The 19257-nt window shown below is 75.1% G+C and carries 16 protein-coding genes; 11 read left to right on the top strand and 5 right to left on the bottom strand.

Annotated features, from left to right (window positions below; translation table 11 throughout):
- Nucleotides 1-126: 126 nt before the first annotated feature.
- Genes ACFC0B_RS04490 through hpaD form a run of 4 tightly spaced genes read left to right on the top strand, consistent with a single transcriptional unit; the run spans nucleotide 127 to nucleotide 5178 of the window.
- On the top strand, nucleotides 127-1566 hold the full coding sequence (locus ACFC0B_RS04490; protein WP_376081996.1) for a fumarylacetoacetate hydrolase family protein: 1440 nt from the start codon (nucleotides 127-129) through the stop codon (nucleotides 1564-1566).
- Between the two features lie 39 nt (nucleotides 1567-1605).
- Nucleotides 1606-2526: a 4-hydroxy-tetrahydrodipicolinate synthase gene (dapA, locus tag ACFC0B_RS04485; RefSeq protein WP_376081993.1), complete on the top strand. Its 921-nt coding sequence runs from the start codon at nucleotides 1606-1608 to the stop codon at nucleotides 2524-2526.
- A 43-nt stretch (nucleotides 2527-2569) separates the two neighbouring features.
- On the top strand, nucleotides 2570-4114 hold the full coding sequence (hpaE, locus tag ACFC0B_RS04480; RefSeq protein ID WP_376081990.1) for a 5-carboxymethyl-2-hydroxymuconate semialdehyde dehydrogenase: 1545 nt from the start codon (nucleotides 2570-2572) through the stop codon (nucleotides 4112-4114).
- 23 nt (nucleotides 4115-4137) lie between these two features.
- A complete protein-coding gene (gene hpaD / locus ACFC0B_RS04475) occupies nucleotides 4138-5178 on the top strand; it encodes a 3,4-dihydroxyphenylacetate 2,3-dioxygenase (RefSeq protein ID WP_376081987.1) in 1041 nt (346 codons plus the stop codon).
- A gap of 173 nt (nucleotides 5179-5351) precedes the next feature.
- Here the strand turns inward: hpaD and ACFC0B_RS04470 are convergent, their stop codons facing one another.
- A complete protein-coding gene (locus ACFC0B_RS04470) occupies nucleotides 5352-6614 on the bottom strand; it encodes a glutamine synthetase family protein (RefSeq protein ID WP_376082405.1) in 1263 nt (420 codons plus the stop codon).
- A gap of 471 nt (nucleotides 6615-7085) precedes the next feature.
- Here ACFC0B_RS04470 and ACFC0B_RS04465 point away from each other — a divergent pair, with 471 nt between their 5' ends.
- A complete protein-coding gene (locus ACFC0B_RS04465; protein ID WP_376081985.1) occupies nucleotides 7086-7886 on the top strand; it encodes an acetoacetate decarboxylase family protein in 801 nt (266 codons plus the stop codon).
- A gap of 157 nt (nucleotides 7887-8043) precedes the next feature.
- Complete coding sequence (locus tag ACFC0B_RS04460; protein ID WP_376081982.1) at nucleotides 8044-8616, top strand: MarR family winged helix-turn-helix transcriptional regulator; 573 nt, start codon at nucleotides 8044-8046, stop codon at nucleotides 8614-8616.
- 58 nt (nucleotides 8617-8674) lie between these two features.
- On the opposite strand, the gene ACFC0B_RS04455 is transcribed toward ACFC0B_RS04460, so the two are convergent.
- Entirely contained in the window at nucleotides 8675-9418 is a 744-nt protein-coding gene (locus ACFC0B_RS04455) for a gamma-glutamyl-gamma-aminobutyrate hydrolase family protein (protein ID WP_376081979.1), read from the bottom strand.
- Nucleotides 9415-10920 carry an aldehyde dehydrogenase gene (locus tag ACFC0B_RS04450; RefSeq protein ID WP_376081977.1) on the bottom strand — a complete coding sequence of 502 codons (1506 nt, stop codon included), beginning with the start codon at nucleotides 10918-10920 and terminating at the stop codon, nucleotides 9415-9417. The genes ACFC0B_RS04455 and ACFC0B_RS04450 overlap by 4 nt, the downstream gene beginning before the upstream one ends.
- Before the next feature lie 154 nt (nucleotides 10921-11074).
- On the opposite strand from ACFC0B_RS04450, the gene ACFC0B_RS04445 reads away from it, so the two are divergent.
- From ACFC0B_RS04445 to ACFC0B_RS04435, 3 genes are read left to right on the top strand one after another with little or no spacing between them, the layout of a single operon-like run.
- Nucleotides 11075-12577, top strand: a complete 1503-nt coding sequence (locus tag ACFC0B_RS04445; protein WP_376081974.1) for an aldehyde dehydrogenase family protein — start codon at nucleotides 11075-11077, stop codon at nucleotides 12575-12577.
- On the top strand, nucleotides 12570-13529 hold the full coding sequence (locus tag ACFC0B_RS04440; RefSeq protein ID WP_376081971.1) for a 3,4-dihydroxyphenylacetate 2,3-dioxygenase: 960 nt from the start codon (nucleotides 12570-12572) through the stop codon (nucleotides 13527-13529). Before ACFC0B_RS04445 ends, ACFC0B_RS04440 begins: the two co-directional genes overlap by 8 nt.
- Nucleotides 13522-14376 (top strand): fumarylacetoacetate hydrolase family protein, encoded by an 855-nt coding sequence (locus ACFC0B_RS04435; RefSeq protein ID WP_376081968.1) that lies wholly within the window; start codon nucleotides 13522-13524, stop codon nucleotides 14374-14376. Before ACFC0B_RS04440 ends, ACFC0B_RS04435 begins: the two co-directional genes overlap by 8 nt.
- Nucleotides 14377-14484: 108 nt before the next feature.
- Here ACFC0B_RS04435 and ACFC0B_RS04430 read toward each other — a convergent pair whose 3' ends face one another.
- Nucleotides 14485-15231, bottom strand: coding sequence for an SAM-dependent methyltransferase (locus ACFC0B_RS04430; RefSeq protein ID WP_376081966.1), 747 nt, complete (start codon nucleotides 15229-15231; stop codon nucleotides 14485-14487).
- A gap of 299 nt (nucleotides 15232-15530) precedes the next feature.
- On the opposite strand from ACFC0B_RS04430, the gene ACFC0B_RS04425 reads away from it, so the two are divergent.
- Nucleotides 15531-16634: an NADH:flavin oxidoreductase/NADH oxidase gene (locus ACFC0B_RS04425; RefSeq protein WP_376081964.1), complete on the top strand. Its 1104-nt coding sequence runs from the start codon at nucleotides 15531-15533 to the stop codon at nucleotides 16632-16634.
- A 123-nt stretch (nucleotides 16635-16757) separates the two neighbouring features.
- Nucleotides 16758-17630, top strand: a complete 873-nt coding sequence (locus tag ACFC0B_RS04420; protein ID WP_376081962.1) for a hypothetical protein — start codon at nucleotides 16758-16760, stop codon at nucleotides 17628-17630.
- A 16-nt stretch (nucleotides 17631-17646) separates the two neighbouring features.
- On the opposite strand, the gene ACFC0B_RS04415 is transcribed toward ACFC0B_RS04420, so the two are convergent.
- Nucleotides 17647-19167: a hypothetical protein gene (locus ACFC0B_RS04415; protein WP_376081959.1), complete on the bottom strand. Its 1521-nt coding sequence runs from the start codon at nucleotides 19165-19167 to the stop codon at nucleotides 17647-17649.
- Nucleotides 19168-19257: the final 90 nt, after the last annotated feature.

Below are 19257 nucleotides of genomic sequence, written 5' to 3'. Positions count from 1 at the left end.
TCATGATCTCGACAGGGCCGGTCCGCATCCGCGGATCATGTACGAAGTCACATCCGATCAACCATGGCCAGCGTCGATCACGTCCGCTATCGTGCATGATGCCGTATACGATTCTAGGAGGGCAATGTGGCACACCCCCTCGGACTGGCCCCGGGAAAGATCATCGCGGTGCACCTCAACTACCGCAGCCGCGCGGCCGAGCGCGGGCGGACACCCGACGCCCCCTCCTACTTCCTGAAGCCCCCGTCCTCGCTCTCCTGGAGCGGACAGCCCGTCGTCCGCCCGGTCGGCTGCGAACTGCTCGCCTTCGAGGGCGAGATCGCGGTGGTCATCGGCAAGCGGGCGCACCGGGTCTCCCGCGAGCAGGCCCTGGAGCACGTGGCCGGCTACGCGGCCGCCAACGACTTCGGCGTCTACGACCTCAAGCACGCCGACCTCGGCGCCAACCTGCGGGCCAAGGGCCGCGACGGCTACACCCCCGTCGGCCCGGCGCTGCTGACCGGCGTCGACCCCGCCCGGCTGCGGCTGCGCACCTGGGTCAACGGCCTGCTCGTCCAGGACGCCTCCACCGAGGAACTCCTCTTCCCGGTCGACCTGTTGATCGCCGACCTGTCCCGCTCGACCACCCTGGAGCCGGGCGACGTCCTGCTCGTCGGCACCCCGGCCGGCTCCACCGTCGTGCACCCCGGCGACGTGGTCGAGGTCGAGCTGGAGGAGAGCGGCCGACTGCGCAACGAGGTGGTCGCCGAGGAACCGGGCGTCACCGAGTACGGCGCGCTGCCCCGGGTCACCGAGTCCGCCCGGCAGGCCGCCTACGGCTCCGTCCCGCCGCCCGCGCCCGCCGCCGGACCGGACCGGGGCGCCCCGGCCGGGCTGGACGAGGAGACCGCCGCCCTGCTGCGCACCGTCTCCACCGCGACCCTCTCCGCCCAGCTGCGCAAGCGCGGCATCGACCACCACTTCATCGAGGGCGTCCGCCCGGCCCGCCCCGACCTGCGGATGGTCGGCACCGCCCGCACCCTGCGCTACCTGCCGCTGCGCGAGGACGTGTTCGCCGCGATCGGCGGCGGGATGAACGCCCAGAAGCGCACCGTCGAGGAGCTGCTGCCGGGCGAGGTGCTGGTGATCGGCGCCCGCGGCGAGCACGGCTCCGGCACCCTCGGCGACATCCTCGCGCTGCGCGCCCTGCGCCGCGGCGCGGCCGGCGTGGTCACCGACGGCGGACTGCGCGACAGCCCCTCCTTCGCCGGCCTCGACCTGCCCTCCTACTACGCGGGGCCGCACGCCGCCGTGCTCGGCCGCCGGCACGTCCCGATGGACTCCCAGGTGCCGGTCGACTGCGGCGGAGTGCTGGTGATGCCCGGCGACGTCCTGGTCGGCGACGCCGAGGGCGTCGTGGTGATCCCGCCCGCGCTGGCCGCCGAGGTCGCCCGGGACGCCGCCGCCCAGGAGGACGAGGAGCGCTTCGTCCTGCGGCAGGTGGACGGCGGCGCCGGCATCGACGGCCTCTACCCGATGAACGCGCACTGGCGCGCCCGCTACGAGCGCGAGCGCCAGGGCGACTGACCCTCCTCCCCCCGCCCCCACTCCCCCCACGGAGACCCGATGAAGTTCCGAAGCGACCCGTCCGTGATCCGCGGCTCCCTCGCCCCCGTGGTCACGCCCTTCACCGCCGAGGGCGCCGTCGACCACGACTCGCTGCGCGCCCTCGTCCGCTGGCAGCTCGACTCCGGCTCGCACGGCATCTCGCTGGGCGGCTCCACCGGCGAGCCGAGCGCGCAGAGCGTCGCCGAGCGGATCGCCGCGATGCGCACCGCCGCCGACGAGATCGCCGACCGGGTGCCGTTCCTGCCCGGCACCGGCTCCGCCAAGCTCGACGAGACCCTCGAACTCACCGCCGCGGCGGCCGAACTCGGCGCCGACGCCGCCCTGGTGATCACCCCCTACTACGCGCGGCCCACCCAGGAGGCGCTGTACCGGTGGTACGCCACGGTGGCCCGGGAGTTCCCGGACCTGCCGCTGGTCGTCTACAACGTGCCCTCGCGCACCGCCGTGGACATCGAGCCGGAGACGGTGCGCCGGCTGTTCACCGACTTCGACAACGTCGTCGGCGTCAAGGAGACCACCAAGGACTTCGAGCACTTCTCCCGGGTGATCCACGCCTGCGGCCCCGAGCTGCTCGTCTGGTCCGGCATCGAGCTGCTCTGCCTGCCGCTGATGGCCCTCGGCGGGGCCGGCTTCATCAGCGCCGTCGCCAACCTGGCGCCCGCCGCGGTGGCCCGGATGTACGAGCTGTGGGAGCAGGGCGACCACGCCGGCGCCCGCGAGCTGCACTACCGCCTCCACCCGCTGGTCGACCTGCTGTTCGTGGAGACCAACCCGGCCCCCGCCAAGTGGGTGCTGGCCCAGCAGGGCCGGATCGCCTCCGGCCACGTCCGCCCGCCGCTCACCGCCCCGACCGAGGCCGGCCTGGAGCGGATCCGCGCGCTGCTCGCCGCGGGCGGCGACCTCACCCAGCAGCTGTGACCCCGGGCCCGGCGCCCCTCCCACCCCGAGAGCAGGAGACGAGATGACCACCACCACCGAGGCGGCCCCGCAGCCCGCCGCCGACCCGGCCGGTGCCCCGGCCCGCCCCGCCGCGCTGCCCGGCGAGATCCTGCACTGGATCGGCGGCGCGCGCGTGCCGTCCGCCGACGGCCGCGTCCTCGACGTCGCCGACCCGGTCTCCAACACCGCCTACGCCACCCTCGCGGCGGGCGGCGCGGCCGACGTCGACCGCGCGGTGGCGGCCGCCCGGGCCGCCTTCCCGGCCTGGTCGGCGCTGGGCAACCGCGAGCGCGCCACCGTGCTCAACCGGATCGCCGACGCCGTCGAGGCCCGCGAGGAGCAGCTGGCCGCCTTCGAGTCCTTCGACACCGGCCTGCCGATCACCCAGGCGCGCGGCCAGGCCCGGCGCGCCGCCGAGAACTTCCGCTACTTCGCCGACGTGGTCGTGGCGCTCGGCGAGGAGGCCTTCCGGGTCGGCACCCAGCAGCTCAACTACGTGGTGCGCACCCCGGTCGGCGTGGCCGGGCTGATCACCCCGTGGAACACCCCGTTCATGCTGGAGAGCTGGAAGCTGGCGCCGGCCATCGCCTCCGGCTGCACCCTGGTGCTCAAGCCCGCCGAGTGGACGCCGCTGTCGGCGAGCCTGTGGCCGGACATCCTGGCCGAGGCCGGCCTGCCGGCCGGTGTGGTCAACATCGTGCACGGTCTCGGCACGGAGGCCGGGCAGGCCCTGGTGGACCACCCGGACGTGCCGATCCTCTCCTTCACCGGCTCCACCGCCACCGGACGGCACATCGTGCGCTGCTCGGCGGACCGGCTGAAGACCGTCTCGATGGAGCTGGGCGGCAAGTCCCCGGTGGTGGTCTTCGCCGACGCGGACGTCGAGACCGCCCTCGACTCGGTCGTCTTCGGCGTGTTCTCGCTCAACGGCGAGCGCTGCACGGCCGGCTCCCGGGTGCTGGTCGAGCGCCCGCTGTACGAGGAGTTCACCCGCCGGCTGGCCGAGCGCGCCGAGCGGGTCCGGGTCGGCGTGCCGGGCGACCCGGCGACCGAGGTCGGCGCCCTGGTCCACCCCGTGCACTACCGCCGGGTGCTGGACTACGTCGAGGCCGGCAAGTCCGAGGCGCGCCTGGTGGCCGGCGGCGACCGTCCCGCGCACCTGCCGGAGGGCAACTACCTCCAGCCGACGGTCTTCGCGGACGTGCCGCGCGACGCCCGGATCTTCCAGGAGGAGATCTTCGGCCCGGTCGTGGCGGTCGCGCCGTTCGACGACGAGGAGGAGGCCATTGACCTGGCGAATTCCACCGCATACGGTCTGGCCGCATACGTGTGGACGTCCGACCTCAAGCGGGGTCACCGGGTCGCCCACGCGGTGGAGTCCGGCATGGTCTGGATCAACTCCCACAACGTCCGCGACCTGCGCACGCCGTTCGGCGGGGTGAAGGCCAGCGGTCTGGGCCGCGAGGGCGGTGCGCACAGCATCGACTTCTACACCGAGTCCAAGATCGTCCACGTGATGCTCGGGGACGTCCACACGCCGCGCTTCGGCGCCGACGAGCAGCACTGAACCCGCAGATGGGAGTCACGCCGATGGAGGTCACGCAGATGCCCACCCCGCCGGACGTCGTCCGCTCCGCCTACGCCCAGCTCGTCGTCACCGACGTGCCCCGGGCCCGCTGGTTCTGGGTCGACATGCTCGGCTTCCACGTCCAGTACGAGGACGCCCGCACGCTCCACCTGCGCGGCACCGACGAGCTGACCCACCACAGCCTGGTGCTGCGGGCCGGCGACGCGCCCGCGCTCGACCACATCGCCTACCGGGTGCGCACGCCCGAGGACGTGGACCGCGCCGAGGCGTACTTCACCGCGCTCGGCTGCCCGGTGCGCCGGGTGCCGGCCGGCGCCGGGACGCGCGGCGTCGGCGACGCGGTGCGGGTGGTGGACCCGCTCGGCTTCCCGGTCGAGTTCTTCCACGCGATCGACCGGGCCGAACGCCTCATCCAGCGCTACGACCTGCGCCGCGGCGCGGAGGTCGCGCGGATGGACCACTTCAACATCGTGGTGCCGGACATCCCGGCCGCCTACGAGCACTACCGCGCGCTGGGCTTCGGCTGCTCGGAGACCATCGAGGGCGACGAGCACGAGCTGTACGCGGCCTGGATGTTCCGCAAGCAGACCGTGCACGACGTGGCGTTCACCAGCGGCGCCGGCCCGCGGATGCACCACGTCGGGGTGTTCGCCCCCGAGGCGCACCAGGTGCTGCGCACCGCCGACATCTTCGGTTCGCTGCGGGCCGAGCACCACATCGAGCGCGGTCCGGGCCGGCACGGCGTGTCCAACGCCTTCTACCTGTACCTGCGCGATCCGGACGGGCACCGGGTGGAGATCTACACCTCCGACTACTACACCGGGGACCCGGACCACGAGACCTACCGCTGGAACGTGCACGACGACCGGCGGCGGGACTTCTGGGGCAACGCCGTGATCGAGTCCTGGTACAAGGAGGCCACGCCGGTGCTGGACCTCGACGGCAGGCCGCAGCCGGTGGTCTCGGCGGCGCTGGACGAGTCGGCCGTGCAGGTCGGCGCGGACGGGCTGGGCATCATCCCGGCGCCCGCCGCCGAGCGCTGACGGCCACCCCCTCGCGCCAGCCCCTCGCGCCGCCCCGGGCCCGCCGGCCCGGGGCGGCGTCGTCGTTCCCGGTCCGGCGTTCCGGGTCCGGCGTCGCGGTTCCCGGCCCGGCCCGCGGAACGGCGAAGGCCCCGCCGGCCCGGGTCGGGGCGGCGGGGCCGGCGGACGGCTGCTCAGAGGTGGTAGCCGTACTCGCGGAACTCCCAGTCGGTGACGTACCGGCCGAAGCGCTCCAGCTCGGCGCGCTTGAAGGCGAGGAAGGCCGAGACGAAGCCCTTGCCCAGCGCCTCGCAGAGCGCCGTGTCGGCCTCCAGCGCGTCCAGGGCCGCACCCAGCGAGCCGGGCAGCACGGGTGCCTTGGTCGCGTCGTAGCCGTAGCCCTCCAACGGCGCGGGCGGCTCCACGGCCTCCTCGACGCCGAGCGCGAGGGCGGCGACCAGGCCGGCGACGGCGAGGTGGGCGTTGGCGCTCGCGTCGCCCAGGCGCACCTCCAGGCGGGTCGCGTCGCCGCGCTCCGGGGGGATGCGCACCATCGCGCTGCGGTTGTCCAGCCCCCAGTCGATCAGCCAGGGCGCCAGGGTGTCCGGCCCGAACCGCTTGTAGGAGTTCACCGTGGGGTTGAGCAGCGCGGCGAGCGCCGGGGCGTGCCGCAGGACGCCGCCGATGGCGTGCCGGGCGGTGGCGGAGAGGCCGTCGGGCGCGCCGGGGTCGGCGAAGGCGTTGCGCCCCTCGCCGTCGAGGCAGGAGACGTGCAGGTGGAAGCCGGAGCCGCCCTCGCCGGTGAACGGCTTGGCCATGAAGGTGGCCAGCCGGCCCTCGGTGCGGGCGATCTCCTTGACCGCGGCCTTGAAGCGGAAGGCCCGGTCGGCGGCGTCGACGGCCTCGGAGTGGGTCAGGTTGATCTCGAACTGGCCGCCGGAGAACTCGTGGTTGCCCATGGTGGCACCGATGCCGAGCCCGGCGAGCAGGCGCAGGGTGCGCAGCAGGTGGCCGTCCGGGTCGCCGCGCCGGCCGGCGACGTAGACGTTGCCGGGCGCGGCCGCGTACGGGCGCCAGCCGCTCGGGGCGGCCGGGTCGGGCTCGCAGAGGAAGTACTCCAGCTCCGGTCCGACGACGGCGGTCAGGCCGTGCCCGGCCAGGCGCCCGGTGACGCCGTGCAGGACCTCGCGGGGGGACTCCGGGCACGGGCGGCCGGTGGCCGGGTCCGTGACGCGGCCCAGGCACCAGGCGACACCGGGTTCCCAGGGCAGCGGGACCAGGGTGGCGAGGTCGGGGTGGACGGTGATGTCGGGCAGGCCGGCGTCGAGGCCGCCCTCCACCGGGACGACCTCGCCGAGCGGTCCGGTGTGGTAGATGGCGCGGCAGAAGGTGAGGCCGTGGCGGACGGCGGCGGGCAGCGCGTCGACCAGGACGTCGCGGCCGCGGTCGGAGCCCATGAGGTCCGGGTAGGTGATCCGGACGACGTCGATGCCGCGGGCCTTCAGGTCGGCGGCCACCGCCTCGGGGCTCCGCCCGGCGGGGTCCTGCCCGGCGGGGTCCTGCCCGGCGGAGTCCTGGGCGGCGGAGTCCGGCACGGCGGGGTCCTGGGCGGCGGGGGCGGCTTCGGGGATGGCGACCGGGTCGGTCACTGCGGGCCTCCTCGTGAGGCGGGCGTGGGGGGTGGGGAGTTCACCGTGGTCCGGGCGGGCGAACGGTCAGCTCCGGCCCGGGACTCTCGTTTGGGATCAAACAGTAGGCCCGACCGGCACCGCCGGACAAGCCCCCCGGGCAGATCCGCGCGATCCGCGCGGACGGGGTGACAGCCCGCCCGTCAGGGCATATCGTATGGCCCCAAACGAGAGACCGCGCGGCGCCGCTCCGAACCGCCGCCCGCCGCTCTCCCCGGCCCCCGCGATCCAGGAGGTGCCGTGGCCACCGTGCACGGCTTCTTTCACCCCAGGACGGCCACCGGCCGCTCCTCGCTCGTCCCGTCCCCGCCCTGGCACTACTCGGGCGACCTGCTGACGGTCGAGTACCGCACCGACCCCGCCCGGGTCGCCGAACTGCTGCCCGCCCCGCTGGAACTCGCCGAGGAGGACCCCGGCGCCGTCGCGCTGATCTGGGCCGACTGGCAGTCCTGCGCCGCCGACGGCGCCGAACTGCTCGACCCGGTCCGCGCGCAGTACAAGGAGTGCTTCGCCGTGGTGCGCTGCTCCTACCGGGGCCGCACCTACTCGCGCTGCGTCTACATCTGGGTGGACAAGGACTTCGCCATCGCGCGCGGCCTGCACCAGGGCTACCCGAAGAAGCTCGGCTCGATCCACCAGACCCGCCCGCACCCCTACGGCCCGGCGCCCCGAATCGCCCCCGGCGCCCGGTTCGGCGCCACCCTCGCGGCGGCCGACCGGCGGCTCGCCCAGGCGGTGGTGACGCTGGAGGAGGAGTCCGCGACCAACGGCTTCGTCAACGGCCACCCGATGGCCCACCACCGCCGGCTGCCCGCCATCGACCGGCCGGGCGCGCTCGCCCTGGACGAGCTGGTCGAGAGCGGGGCCGCCGCCTTCGAGGCCGGGCCGGCCTGGCGCGGCACGGCCGAGCTGGAGCTGTTCGAGGCGCCGACCGAGGAGCTGGCGGCGCTGCGGATCGAGGAGCCGATCGGCGCCTACTACCGACAGGTCGGGGTGGTCTGGAACGGCGGCCGGCTGCTGGAGTCCGCCACCGGCGCCTGACCCCGGGTGCGGGCCCGCACCCCGGGCCCGTACCCCGCCGCCGTCATCACCACCGCCGTCACCGCCGAGGAATCGTACGGGTGCAAATGGAGTGCCGGTCGCGCTAGATTCGGCCCCACGACACGACCGCGGCCCGCCCGCGGGGAGGGGACCACCGGTGAGCAACCGCACCATCGAGGAGACCGAGCAGGCCGTCCGGGCCAAGCTGGGCGGGGTACCGCTGCTGCGCGCGCAGATGGCCGCCGTCGGCAACATCCACCGCGCGGCGGCCGCCGTCCGCCAGCACCTGGAGAACTCCGTCCTGCGCGGCGCCCAGCTGACCTGGACGTCCTTCGTGGTCCTCTGGGTGGTCTGGATCTGGGGCGAGATGGAGACCCGCTACGTCGCCGAGGAGGCGGGCATCTCCAAGGGCACGCTCACCGGGGTCGCCCGCACGCTGGAGTCGCGCGGCCTGGTCGAGCGGGTCGGCCACCCCTCGGACGGGCGGATGGTGCTGCTGCGGCTCACCCCGTCCGGCGAGGAACTGATGGCCGGGCTGTTCCCGCGCTTCAACCAGGAGGAGGCCTTCGTGGCCGGCGCGCTCTCCGACGAGGAGTGCGAGCAGCTGGCCGGCCTGCTGCGGCGGGTCGTCGGCACCCTGGAGCAGGACGGCGAGGCCCGCCGCGCCGAGCTGACCGCCGACGCTCCCCCGCCGCCGCGCCCGGGTGGTCGCCGCCGGCGCGACGCCTGACACGCCGCACGACGCGAGGGACCCGTCCACGGATGGACGGGTCCCTCGCGTCGTGCGCTCAGCCCCGGCGGCCCTCGGCGGCCGCGGCCTCCACCAGGGCGTCGAACACCGCCTGCTGGGCCCGGTCGGTGGCCGCGGTGTCCTCCGGGTGCCACTGCACGCCCAGGAACCACCCGGCCGGCTCGGCGAGTTCGACCGCCTCCACGGTGCCGTCGGCGGCCCACGCCGTCACCAGCAACCCCCGCCCGAGCCGGGCCACCCGCTGGTGGTGGTAGCAGGAGACCTCCCGCTCCCCCGCGCCGGCCAGCCCGGCCAGCAGGCTGCCGGCCCGCGGCGCGATCGGGTGCACCACGTGCCGGTGGTCGCGCCCGGGGCCGCCCATGTCCTGCTCCAGGGTGCCGCCGAGCACCGTGTTGACGACCTGCAGGCCGCGGCAGACGGCGAGCGTCGGCAGCCCGGCCACCAGGGCGTACCCGGCGAGCGCGAGGTCGAAGGCGTCCTGGCCCGCGTGCAGGTCGTAGACCTCGGGGTGCCGGGAGGTCTCGCCGTAGTGCGCCGGATCGAGGTCCCCGCCGCCGGGCAGCAGCAGGCCGGAGCAGCGCGCGAGCCGCTCGGCGACCTCCTCGGCCCCGGCGGGCCCGGGAGCGCGGGGCCCGGCGGGCAGCATCACGAACGGCTCGCCGCCGGCCCGGTAGACGGCCTCGGCGAGCGCCTCGGCGGCCACCACGGCGGCGTACCGCAGCGCCGAGACGGACGCCGAGTGGCGGGCGGGCAGCGCGATCAGCGGCCGCCGCGCGCTCACAGCCGGATCCAGGTGGTCTTGAGGTCGGTGTACTTGTCCAGCGCGTGCGCGGACTTGTCGCGCCCGTGCCCGGACTGCCGCACGCCGCCGAAGGGCACTTCGAGTCCGCCCTCCTCGTAGCAGTTGACCCAGACGGTACCCGCCCGCAGGGCCCGGGACATCCGGTGCGCGGTGGAGAGGTCGGACGTCCACAGGCCCGCGGCCAGCCCGTAGACGCTGTCGTTGGCGATCCGGACGGCCTCCTCGGGGGTGTCGAAGACCTGCACGGCGAGCACCGGGCCGAACACCTCGTCGCGGGCGAGCCGCATCCGCGGGCCGACCTGGTCGAAGACGGTGGGCCGCAGGTAGGGGCCGCCGCTGTCGGGCAGCGCCGGCTCGCCGCCCGCCCGCAGCCGGGCGCCGTCCCGGTGGGCGGCCGCGATGTGCCCGAGGACGCGCTCGCGGTGGGCGGCGGTGACCAGCGGACCCATCTCGGTGGCCGGGTCGAGCGGGTCGCCGACCCGCAGGGTGCGGGCGCGCTCGACCACCGCGTCCACCACCCGGTCGGCGACCGCGCGGTGCACCAGCAGCCGGGACGGCGCGGTGCACATCTCGCCCTGGTTGAAGAAGATCCCCCAGGCGGCGGTGGCCGCCGCCCGCTCCAGGTCGGGGGCGTCGGGCAGCACGATGTTCGGGGACTTGCCGCCGAGTTCGAGCCAGACCCGCTTGAGGTTGGAGTCGGCGGCGTACCGCAGGAAGTGCCGCCCGACCTCGGTGGAGCCGGTGAAGGCGAGCGCGTCGACGTCCGGGTGGCGGCCGAGCGCGCGGCCGGCCTCGGGGCCCTGGCCGGCCAGCACGTTGAGGACGCCGTCGGGCAGCCCGGCCTCGGCGGCCAGCGCGCCCAGGCGCAGCGCGGACAGCGGCGACTGCTCGGCGGGCTTGAGGACGACGGTGCAGCCGGCGGCGAGGGCGGGCGCGGTCTTCCAGGCGGCCATGGTGAGGGGGAAGTTCCAGGGCACGACGGCGGCCACGACGCCGACCGGTTCCCGGGTGACCAGGGCGAGGGCGTCGCCGGGGGTGTGCGGGGCCTCGTCGGTGAGCTTGCCGGCGAGTTCGCCGTACCAGCGGAAGGTGGCGGCGACGGCGCGCAGTTCGATGTCCCGCGCCTCGGTGACCGGCTTGCCCATCTCCAGGCTGATCAGCAGGGCGAGCTCGTCGCGGTGGCGCTCGACCAGGTCGGCGAGCCGCTGGAGCACGCGCCCGCGCTCGGCGGGGGCGAGCCGGGGCCAGGGGCCGCGGTCGAAGGCCCGGCGGGCGGCGGCGACGGCGGCGTCCGCCTCCGCCTCCCCGCCGGCCGCGACCTCGGCCAGGAGGCGCCCGTCGCGCGGGGAGACCACCGCGAAGGTGGCGCCGCCGCCCGGTTCCGGGGCGCCGTCGATGAGGTGGGCGGTGGGGAGGGCCAGCGCGCGGGCGCGCCGCTGCCAGGCCTCGTAGGTGTCGTCGTCGTGCGGTGCGCCCGTCACGGTGCCTCCGGTCGAACTCGCGGCGGTGCAAAGGCCGCCGGGATGTCATTTGGAGGCAAACGATAACCAAGGACCCGACCGCTTCCAAGGGTTGACCTCCACGGATTCCGGGCCCTACGTTGTTTGGAGCCAAACGAGAACCAGGAGGGCGCGCATGTCCGTCCACCCTGCGGCCGCCGCCGAGGCGCCGCCCCACCTCGCGACGGTGGCCGGGGTCCCCGTGGACACCCGGCACTGGATCGGCGGACGCCGCGTCGCCTCCGCCGACACCTTCGCCGACCACTCCCCGATCGACGGCGCCGAGCTGGCCCGGATCGCCCGGGGCACCGCCACCGAGGCCGACGCGGCCGTCGCTGCCGCCACCGCCGCCTTCCCCGGCTGGGCCGCCACCGCCCCCGCCGAACGCGCCCGGCTGCTGCACGCGATCGCCGACGGCGTCGAGGCCCGACTGGAGGAGCTGGCCGCCGTCGAGACCGCCGACAACGGCGCCCTGCTCCGCTCCCACCGGCGCGGCGTCATGCCCCGGGTCGCCCACAACTTCCGGTTCTTCGCCGACCGCCTGCTCGCCCTCGGGCACCCCGGTCTGGACACCCGCGGACACACCAACCGGGTCAGCTGGGACCCGGCCGGACCGACCGTCCTGATCACCCCCTGGAACGCGCCGCTGATGCTGGCCAGCTGGAAGGTCGCCCCCGCCCTCGCGGCCGGCAACACCGTCGTCCTCAAGCCCGCCGAGTGGTCGCCGCTCACCGCCTCGCTGCTCGCCGACATCGCGGCCGCGGCCGGCCTGCCCGACGGCGTCCTCAACGTCGTCCAGGGCCTGGGCGCCGAGGTCGGCGCACCGCTCACCGCCCACCCCGGCGTGCGGCGGATCAGCTTCACCGGCTCCGTCCCCACCGCCCGGCGGATCGCCGAGGCCGCCGGGCGCAACCTCACCCCGGTCAGCCTGGAGCTCGGCGGCAAGTCCCCGCTGCTGGTCTTCGCCGACGCCGACCTCGACCTCGCCGCGGACCTCGCCGTCGAGCAGTTCGACAACGCCGGGCAGGTCTGCCTGGCCGCCACCCGGCTGCTCGTCGAGTCCTCGGTGGCCGAGGAGTTCACCGCCCGGCTCACCGCCCGCGCCGCCGCGCTGCGCCAGGGCGACCCGCGCGCCGAGTCCACCGACCTCGGCCCCAACATCCACCCGCGCCAGCTGGAGCGGATCGACGGCTTCGTGCGGCGCGCCCTGGCCGCCGGCGCCCGCGCGGTGTTCGGCGGCGGGCCCAACGGGGAGCTGGGCGGCCTCCACTACCGGCCGACCCTGCTGACCGACGTCCGCCAGGACTCCGAGATCGTCCAGGAGGAGGTGTTCGGCCCGGTGCTCACCCTGCAGACCTTCGACTCCGAGGAGGAGGCGGTGGCGCTGGCCAACGGCACCCGCTTCGGCCTCGCCGCCACCGTCGCCACCGGCGACCGGGCGCGCGCCGACCGGGTCGCCGACCGGCTGGTGGCCGGCACCGTCTGGGTGAACTGCTTCTTCGTCCGCGACCTGCGCGCCCCGTTCGGCGGCTCGCGCGAGTCCGGGATCGGCCGCGAGGGCGGCGACTGGAGCTTCGACTTCTACGGCGACCTGCGCAACACCGTCACCGCCCCGAGGGGGTGGGCGGACCATGGGTGAGATCGTCGGCGCCGGGCTGCTCGCCCACGTGCCCACCATCGTGCTGCCCGAGGCCACCCGGCGCGAGCTCAACGAGGGCCGGGAGGTCACCCTGGTCACCGGCCTGCGCGAGCTGCGCCGAGAGGTCTTCGAGACCCTCGACTACGACACCGTCGTGGTCCTCGACTCGCACTGGGCCACCACCGTCGAGTTCGTGATCGCCGCCCAGCAGCGCCGGGCCGGCCTGTTCACCTCCGAGGAGCTGCCGCGCGGCATGCGCCGGATGCTCTACGACTACCCCGGGGACCAGGAACTCGCCCACGCGGTGGCCCGGTTCGCCGACCGCCACGACACCTGGATCACCCCGATCGACGACCCCTGCCTGCCCGTCCACTACGCGACGATCAACCTCTGGAAGTACCTCGGCGAGGGCCTGCCGGACAAGCGCTGGCTGAGCATCGGGGTCTGCCAGACCGGCGACGCCGAGGACCACCTGCGGCTCGGCCGGGCGCTCGCCGACGGCATCGCGGCCGTCGACCGCAAGGTCCTGGTGATCGCCTCGGGCGCGCTGTCGCACACCTTCTGGCCGCTGCGCCGGCTGCGCGACCACGAGTCCAGCGACCCCGCGCACATCTTCACCCCCGAGGCCCGGGCCGCCGACGAGGAGCGGATCGGCTGGTTCCGCGAGGGCCGGCACGACCGGGTGCTCGACACCATGGACGCGTTCCAGCGGTTCAAGCCCGAGGCCCGCTTCGGCCACTACCTGATGCTGGCCGGCGCCCTCGGCGAGCGGCGCTGCACCGCGCCCGCGCGGCAGTACGGGGAGTACGAGAACTCGGTCGGCACCGGGCAGGCGCTGCTCTGGTTCGACCGCCCCGCGGCGGGCTGGACCGCGCCGCCCGCCGGCGCCCCCGCCCTCCGGCACGACCCGCACCACCACGTCGACCCCCACGAGGAGACCGCCCATGCCTGAGTACCGCCGGATCCTCCTCGACGGCGCGGCCGTCGAGGTCCGCCGCGAGGGCGGGGAGCTGGTGGCCGGCGACGGCCGCCGCGTCGCCGCCGACACCGCCCACCACCTGCCGCCGGTGCTCCCGGGCAAGATCGTCGCCGTCCACCTCAACCACCGCAGCCGCGTCGAGGAGTTCGGCATCCGGCTCACCCCGGCCCCGACCTACTTCCACAAGCCGGTCTCCGCCCTCAACGCCCACGGCGGCGCCGTCGTGCGCCCCGAGGGCTGCCGGTACCTCAACTACGAGGGCGAGGTGGCGATCGTGATCGGCCGCACCTGCCGCAACATCGCCCCCGCCGAGGCCGGGGCGTACATCGCCGGCTACACCGTCGCCAACGACTTCGGCCTGCACGACTTCCGGGACACCGACGCCGGCTCGATGCTCCGGGTCAAGGGCTCCGACACGCTGGGCCCGCTCGGGCCGGGCCTGGTCACCGACTGGGATTTCCGCGGCAAGTACCTGCGCACCTACGTCAACGGCGTGCTCGTCCAGGACGGCTCCACGGACGAGATGGAGTGGGACATGCACTACCTGGTCGCCGACATCGCCCGCACCATCACCCTGTACCCCGGCGACGTCCTGCTCTCCGGCACCCCCGCCAACTCCCGCCCGGTGCAGCCCGGCGACGTCGTCGAGGTCGAGGCGGAGGGCCTCGGCCGGCTGCGCAACCACGTGGTCACCGGCCCGACCCCGATCCGCACGGACGTCGGCGCCCAGGTGACGGCCTCCGAGGAGGTGCTGTCCACGGCCCTCGGCGGCGACTGGGAGTTCCGCGGCATCCGGCTCCCGGTCCGCACCGCCCTCTGACACGGAACGGCGCGGGGCGGCGACCCACCGGTTCACGGACTGCGAACGAGGTCGCGCAGGAGGGCGACGACCCGCGCCGTACGGACCGGACCGCCGCCCCGCCGCCGGTCAGCGACGCATGAGCGCGAAGACGCCCCAGCCGACGTACTCGCGTTCGTAGCGGACGTAACGCGCCGGAGCCGTGGTGAGCTCCGCGCGCAGTCCGGCGGCGAGTTCGTCGTCGGGGTGCGAGGCGAGCCAGCGGCGGACGTTCAGCCACTGTGCCGCCCGGTAGCGGTCCCAGCTGTCCTGGTCCGCGAGGACCATCTCCACGACGTCGTAGCCGAGCGAACCGAACCGCTCGACGAGCCCGGGCAGGAGGAGCAGGTCGTCGACGCTGTCGACGTGGCAGCCGGCGACGGCCTCCCGGTCCGCCGGCCGGCGCCGCCAGAACGGCTCGCCGATGAGCATGATCCCGTCCCGCTTGAGGCTCTCCTGCAAGAGCCGGACCGTACCCGGGAGGCCACCGCCGATCCAGGCGGCGCCGACGCAGGCGGCCACGTCGACGGGCTCATCGGCCACGTGGCCGGAGGCGTCCCCGTGGACGAAGCCCACCCGGTCGACGACGCCGAGTTCGGCGGCGCGGGCCCGCGCACGGTCGATGAACGCGGTACTGATGTCCACTCCGGTGCCGGTGACCCGGTGGTCCCGGGCCCAGGTGCACAGCAGCTCCCCCGACCCGCAGGCCAGGTCGAGCACGCGCGCGTCCGGCGGCAGCCGGAGGGCGCCCCCGAGCGTGGCCAGTTTCTCGCTGGTGAACGGGTTGTGGATGCGGTGGCTGCTCTCGCGGATGACGAAACTACGTGGAAGATCCACTTCGGGGCGTCCTTCGGTCGGATGGGATCGGGGCAGCTGTTCGCGGCTTCCACCAGTCGGCCGCGCCGGTCCGAACGTCCATCCCCACCACCCCCGCAGTCGTGTTCCCTCACCGATGATCGCCAAGGTAGGCCGACCGCCCACGGCTGTCCACCGGTTTTCGAGCGCACGCCGCGGCGGAGCGGGCTCCGCTTGCACTTAGGGAGCGCATGCAACTATTGTTCTCGCAGAGATTGCGGCTGCAATCATTCGCGGGTCCGCTTCCGCTCCGCCCTCCGTCCTGACCAGGAGAGTCCGACATGAGCACCAGCCTCTTCAGTCCCTTGACCCTGCGGTCGCTCACCATCCCCAACCGGGTCTGGATGCCGCCGATGTGCCAGTACAGCGCCGCACCGGCCGGCGAGGCGGCGGGCGTTCCCCACGACTGGCACTTCACCCACCTCGCGGCGCGCGCCGCCGGCGGCACCGGGCTGATCATCGTCGAGGCCACCGCCGTCAGCCCCGAGGGCCGGATCTCGCCCTACGATCTCGGGCTGTGGAACGACACCCAGACCGAGGCGTTCGGGCGGATCACCGCGTTCCTGAAGGCGCACGGCACCGTACCCGCGATCCAGCTCGGCCACGCCGGGCGCAAGGCGTCCACCGAGCGGACCTGGGTCGACCGCGGCCGCGCCCTCGGCCCGGACGAGGAGCACGGCTGGACGCCGGTCGCGCCCAGCGCCGTCCCCTTCGACGAGGCCCGGGTCACACCGGAGGAGCTGAGCGTCGAGCAGATCAAGGAGATCGTCGGCCAGTTCGCCGACGCCGCGCGGCGCGCGCTCGACGCCGGGTTCCAGATCGTCGAGGTCCACGGTGCGCACGGCTACCTGGTCCACGAGTTCCTCTCCCCGCACACCAACCGCCGCACCGACGAGTACGGCGGCTCCTTCGAGGGGCGGACCCGCTTCGCCCTGGAGGTCGTGGACGCCATCCGCGCGGTGTGGCCCGAGGACCTGCCGGTGTTCTTCCGCGTCTCCGCGACCGACTGGCTCACCGAGAACCCCGAGGACGGGCGCGAGGGCTGGACCTCCGAGCAGACCGTCCGGCTCGCCAAGGAACTGCTCGTGCACGGCGTCGACCTGCTCGACGTCTCCACCGGCGGCCTGGTGCCCGACGCCCGGATCGACGCCGCCCCCGGCTTCCAGGTGCCGTTCGCCGAGGCGGTCCGCAGGGAGACCGACCTGCCGGTCGCGGCCGTCGGCCTGATCACCGATGCCGCCCAGGCCCAGCAGATCCTCGCCGACGGCCGGGCCGACGCCGTCCTGCTCGGCCGCGAGCTGCTGCGCAACCCGTACTGGGCCCGCCACGCCGCCACCGCCCTCGGCGGCGAGGTCGCGACCCCGTCGCCGTACCACCGGGCGTAGCCAACGGACCACCGGCCACCGTCCCCTCCCAGCGGGGGCGGTGGCCGGTGCCCCCGTGGCGGACGTGTCGGTCGCGCTCGGTACCGTGCGGGTGCCCACGCGACGTGACATGAAGGAGTGCTCATGACGACGCCCGAGACGGCTTCCGCGGCCGGCTCCAGCGGATGGGACGCCGCCCTGGCCGGCGCCTTCGAGATCCTGCTCGGCGACCCGCCGGTCGTCGGCCCCGCCGCCCGCTACGGGGTCTACTACGCCTCGGACTCCCTCGACGAGTTCCTGTTCCCCAATTCCTGGGCCACCCCTGACGCCCTGTCCGACCGGGCGCCGAGGCAATTCCCCGAGTTGGAGGGCGAGTACCCCTTCTCCCCCTGGACGTGGCGGTTCGACCTGAGCGAGTCGCTGTTCCGCTTCGACGCCGACCTCCTGGCCGCAACGGGCGTGTGGGGCGAGGACGGGCACAAGGGCCCCCGGCCGTTCGACGACGCCTTCGTCGCCGACCTGCGGACCGCCGGCACGGTCGACGAGTACGGTGACCTTCTGGTTCGTGGCGCGGAGTTGGGGGCACTTCTGGGCCGCCACGGGGTCGACCTGACCGGTCCGCACGCCACGAAGCTGAACACCTGGCTGACCGTGCTGCTGCGCGTCGCCACCGACGGCACGCTCACCGATGCGATGCGGGCCGCCACCTTCACCGAGCGCGGCCCCGAGCACCTGGTGTCGGTCCGCGACATGAGCCGCGCCCGCTCCGCCGCCGAGCCCTGGGAGGAGCGGCTGGGCGCGGTCACGCATCCCGCGCTCCGCGACCACCTCCGCATGCTCTGCCTCTCCCGGGCCGACGCGCGCAGCGAGGGCGGCTTCTACTCCGGCGCCGACGGCTGGCCCTGGGACGACGTCCTGGAAGCGGCCGGCTGCTCCCTGGTCGCGGGCTGGGGATTCGGCGAGTCCCAGGCCGGCACCGCCGTCGCACGGCTGCCGGACGCCCCGGGGGCGCGCTGAGCCTCCCCGCACCGGGTCAGCCGACGGTCCACCGCCGTGGCCGCCGCTCGGGCAGGGGAACGATGGAGATGATCGGTTGCGGGCCGACCGTGCGGATCCGTCCCGCCGCGTTCCAGGACACGGAGAGCGCGGAGCCCGACTCCAGCGACCGCGCCCCCTGGCGGAGGGGCTGGAGGCGGTCGGGGGCGGTGAAGGCTCCGGGGAGCAGACGCACCTGTTCGAGCCTCTCGATGCCGACCGAGAGGAGGTCCCAGCCCTCGCGGCGACCGCCTCCGTCCGCGGGCGGTACGGCGAACTGGGCCACGGCCCCGGCGCGGGAGCCCCCGTGGACGTGCCCGTCGAAGTCGACCGACAGCAGCCGCAGGACCGCCGCCGCGGGCAGGTCCGGCGGCACCTCCGGCGGCAGGGACCGGGCCGGGGCGGGGCGTCGGGTCAGCTCGACGGCCAGCGCCCTGGCCCAGGCACCGGTCGGGCCGGGGCGGCTGTTCACGTGGAGGACCCCCGCGAACCAGCCGGCCAGCGGATCCCCGCCCCGCTCCACCCAGCGCAGGATCAGCCTGCGGAACGCCCGCCCGCCCCGCGCGCCGGCGGCGAGCGCGTCCGTCCCGGCGCCCTCGAAGACGCGGCAGAGGTCGAGGATCTCCCCCTGGTCGACCCGGTCCGCCCGGCGGGCCTTCGCGGTCGCGGCCAGCGCCTGCCGTACGAGCGCCCCGGCGAGCCCGGCCCCCCGGTGCTCGGGAAGGGCGGAAGCGAGCGGCCACCGCTCGCGGTGGCGCCCCGGGTGACGCGGGAGCACGGCCGCGGCCGCCCGGCCGGGTTCGCTGAGGTACCAGTACGTGTCCTCGATCTCCAGGGTGGCCCGCTCGGCCACCAGGCGGCCGTGGCGGCCGGCCAGCACCTCGACCCCGCCCTCCCCGGCGTGCCAGCTGAGTGCGCCGCACGGGCTGCGGCCGGCCGTGAACGCGAGTTCGGTGACCGCTTCGCACCTGATCCTCAACCAGGCTTGGGCACAGGCGGGTTCGTCGATGTCGTACCGGCGCGGCAGTTGCACCGTCAGGACGGCGTCGCGCCGGTCGCCGCAGAACTCCGCCTCCAGGCCGAGGAACCGGCAGTCCGCCGGATCGTACGGGGACAGCGCGCCTCGGGTGGCCTCCCCCAGCGGCCGGCGCCGCGGCGGCCCGACCCAGCCCGAGGCGATCCGGTGGGGCAGGGCCGGATCGTCGGGCGGCGGGGCCGGGAGCGGGATCCCCTCGGCCTCGGGGTGCGCCGCCACCCGGGCGTGGCTGGGCCCGTCGCGGCCGGCGATCCAGCGCAGCGTCCGCCGGGCGGCCCACTCCCGGCCCGGGGCGGCCCACTCCCGGCCCGGGGCGGGCCGCGCGGACAGGGCGGCGAAAACGGCGTCGATGTCGTCGGACAACGCCGCCTCCCGGGTGATCAGGGCCCGGTCGAAGGTGCGGGCGTCGACGGCGGCCGCCGCGATCCGGGTGAACGAGCGGTCGATCAGCCCGGCCAGGGCGCGCAGTGCTGACGGCGGCACGATCCCCCCGGCGGTGTCGTCCTACGGGCGTCGGGGGAATCGTACGGAACCGCGGGGCCCGGCGGCCACACCCGCCGAGCACGCCGGGGC

The sequence above is a fragment of the Kitasatospora sp. NPDC056184 genome, from assembly GCF_042268405.1.
In the GTDB taxonomy this organism is placed as follows: domain Bacteria; phylum Actinomycetota; class Actinomycetes; order Streptomycetales; family Streptomycetaceae; genus Kitasatospora.
The sequence above is the reverse complement of the archived record's forward strand: the minus strand, read 5'-3'. Positions and strand labels throughout refer to the sequence as shown.

Excerpts from the sequence above, each read along its gene's own strand:
- dapA (WP_376081993.1), top strand. The coding sequence starts at position 1,606 with ATGAAGTTCCGAAGCGACCCGTCCGTGATCCGCGGCTCCCTCGCCCCC.
- hpaE (WP_376081990.1), top strand. The coding sequence starts at position 2,570 with ATGACCACCACCACCGAGGCGGCCCCGCAGCCCGCCGCCGACCCGGCC.
- hpaD (WP_376081987.1), top strand. The coding sequence starts at position 4,138 with ATGGAGGTCACGCAGATGCCCACCCCGCCGGACGTCGTCCGCTCCGCC.
- ACFC0B_RS04470 (WP_376082405.1), bottom strand. The coding sequence starts at position 6,614 with ATGGGCTCCGACCGCGGCCGCGACGTCCTGGTCGACGCGCTGCCCGCC.
- ACFC0B_RS04445 (WP_376081974.1), top strand. The coding sequence starts at position 11,075 with ATGTCCGTCCACCCTGCGGCCGCCGCCGAGGCGCCGCCCCACCTCGCG.
- ACFC0B_RS04440 (WP_376081971.1), top strand. The coding sequence starts at position 12,570 with ATGGGTGAGATCGTCGGCGCCGGGCTGCTCGCCCACGTGCCCACCATC.
- ACFC0B_RS04435 (WP_376081968.1), top strand. The coding sequence starts at position 13,522 with ATGCCTGAGTACCGCCGGATCCTCCTCGACGGCGCGGCCGTCGAGGTC.
- ACFC0B_RS04425 (WP_376081964.1), top strand. The coding sequence starts at position 15,531 with ATGAGCACCAGCCTCTTCAGTCCCTTGACCCTGCGGTCGCTCACCATC.
- ACFC0B_RS04420 (WP_376081962.1), top strand. The coding sequence starts at position 16,758 with ATGACGACGCCCGAGACGGCTTCCGCGGCCGGCTCCAGCGGATGGGAC.